The sequence below is a fragment of the Paraburkholderia sp. NMBU_R16 genome (assembly GCF_013282575.1).
Taxonomy (GTDB): Bacteria; Pseudomonadota; Gammaproteobacteria; order Burkholderiales; family Burkholderiaceae; genus Trinickia.
The window spans coordinates 1-2,493 of record NZ_JAAAYE010000149.1 but is presented as its reverse complement, the minus strand read 5'-3'; the positions used below and the strand labels follow the sequence as shown (position 1 = coordinate 2,493).

Here is a 2,493-nt window from a genome sequence, read left to right as displayed (position 1 = left end):
GCACCATTGGGCTGTCGGTCATCGCGGCGTTGCCGTTCGCTTTTATACCGTATCGCCAACCAGTAGCCCCGTTTCTCCGCGAACGCCGGCCCCCACACGGGACTGAAGTGCTGCTGAACAAAGCCTTATCTAAGGACTCCTAAGCGAATCGCCGCTTGCTCGTCATCGCTTCATTATCGCGACACAACCCCTCGATCTACGTGTCGCCCGAGCAGGGGCATTTGCGCCGCGAAGCGGCCAAGTACCACGCGCGGCTCAAGCAGCGCTGACGCCGCGCAGCGGGCTTGAGCGAAGGGGCGCAATCGATGGGGCGCAATCGATAGGGCGGGGCGCGCAGGTGACGTGGCCCACCCAAGCGGGGTGGCTTCGCGTACCGCAGACGTTTTACGCGGGGGGCCGGAAAGCGCGCCCGCCGGGGTCTGACAATGGGAGCAGTAACATCTTCTTTGTGATCGAGCCTTATGGACCCTATCGGAAACAACTTCTACAGTTCATCACAGCGCCTCGATGAGGGCCACCGTGCGCTCTCCCGAGGCGGGCACCCAACCACACCGCAGATGCCGCCTGGTCGGGGGGCTCCCGTTGCTCCCCCGCCTTCGCTGCAGCCGCTGAATGGCCCGAACTTTACATCGCAATTGCCGTCGCCTTTGCAAGGTGGGCGTGCGCCCGGATCGGGTCGCAATTATCGGCAGCCGACGCTCGGGCCGCAGCCAGGATATCCGTTAAACGGCAGTGTCCCCGCCCCCCCACAGACATCGGACAGTCGTTCTGCAGCGCTTGACGGATTGACATCGTATTCCTCGTTATTGGGGCGGGCGCAGCACGTGGCCAGTACATCGTGCGTATCGTCGGCAGACCTTGAACAGATCGTACTGCAAACTGGTAATGAGCTTGCATCGCGGCTAGGGATCAGCCCTGAAGAACTTGCGAAAACAATGAGGGCCCCAGAAGGCACCTCAGCAACCCTCAACGTTTGTGCGCCGTCCGCAGTAAGTCATCAGGCGCAGTTCAGTCAGACGAATCCTTTTTCTGCCGCGCCGCAGACGCGGTCGACCGCTCAAACCAGTGCTCACATCGGGGGCGCCTCGCCGCCGTTTCAACCGATCCCCGCCACGTTTGTCCATCAGTCGGGCATGCGCACGAGTAACCCGCTGACTCTAGACCAGACACAACGTACAAAAATATTAAACACCCATGGCGGAAACAACACACTGGCATTTATCCAGGTTAACCATGCCCTGCTTACTGGATCCTGCCACTTGAGCGAAGCCGACATCGTCAAAATCGCGGCACATGACGGTGGCGCGCAGGCCCTGCAGGCGGTCCTCACCCATCGCCGCGCGCTCATCCAGGCCGGCTTCAGGGCCGACGACATCGTCAAGATCGCGGGCAATAACGGTGGCGCGCAGGCCCTGCAGGCGGTCCTCACCCATCGCCCCGCGCTCATCCAGGCCGGCTTCAGGGCCGACGACATCGTCAAGATCGCGGGCAACTCAGGTGGCGCGCAGGCCCTGCAGGCGGTCCTCACCCATCGCCGCGCGCTCATCCAGGCCGGCTTCTGGGCCGACGACATCGTCAAGATCGCGGGCAACGGAGGTGGCGCGCAGGCCCTGCAGGCGGTCCTCACCCATCGCCCCGCGCTCATCCAGGCCGGCTTCAGGGCCGACGACATCGTCAAGATCGCGGGCAACGGAGGAGGCGCGCAGGCCCTGCAGGCGGTCCTCACCCATGGCCCCGCGCTCACCCAGGCCGGCTTCAGTGCCGCCGACATCGTCAAGATCGCGGGCAACGGAGGAGGCGCGCAGGCCCTGCAGGCGGTCCGCACCCATCGCCCCGCGCTCATCCAGGCCGGCTTCAGGGCCGCCGACATCGTCAAGATCGCGGGCAACGGAGGAGGCGCGCAGGCGCTGCAGGCGGTCCGCACCCATCGCCCCGCGCTCATCCAGGCCGGCTTCAGGGCCGCCGACATCGTCGAGATCGCGGGCAATAAAGGTGGCGCGCAGGCCCTGCAGGCGGTCCTCACCCATGGCCCCGCGCTCACCCAGGCCGGGTACACGAAAAATCAGATCATGGCCTTGGCCGGAATGCGGCGGGGTGCAGCTGGCGCACTGCGCGCTGCGGCTCAGTCGCAGTCAAGTCTGCCTAGCAATTAGTTGGGGCGTTGGTGCACGGATAGGCAAACGAAAGACAAGAGTAATGTATCCGTCCGGGGTGTCGAAGGAAGCCGTTAAAAAGCCTGGGATGTCCTTTGCCAGGGCCACGTCACACGTCGCTGTCCAATCCAAGGAAACTGCCGCTGATGGGCTTTGTTCAGCAGCACTTCAGTCCCGTGTGGGGGCCGGCGTTCGCGGAGAAACGGGGCAACCGGTTGGCGATACGGTATAAAAGCGAACGGCAACGCCGCGATGACCGACAGCCCAATGGTGCGCACTGGCGGGCGACCGGCCGCGAAGTGAGCCCGCACAGCAGCATGGTCCGGGAATCGTCGGCGAC

2 protein-coding genes are annotated in these 2,493 nt (G+C 64.2%); both read left to right on the top strand.

What is annotated here, in order from left to right; all coding sequences use genetic code 11:
• Positions 1-1,259: 1,259 nt before the first annotated feature.
• Entirely contained in the window at positions 1,260-2,153 is an 894-nt protein-coding gene (locus tag GWC77_RS27325) for a TAL effector repeat-containing protein (protein WP_173262489.1), read from the top strand.
• A gap of 146 nt (positions 2,154-2,299) precedes the next feature.
• On the top strand, positions 2,300-2,493 hold a 194-nt coding region (locus GWC77_RS29225; protein WP_217283436.1), incomplete at its 3' end, for a hypothetical protein.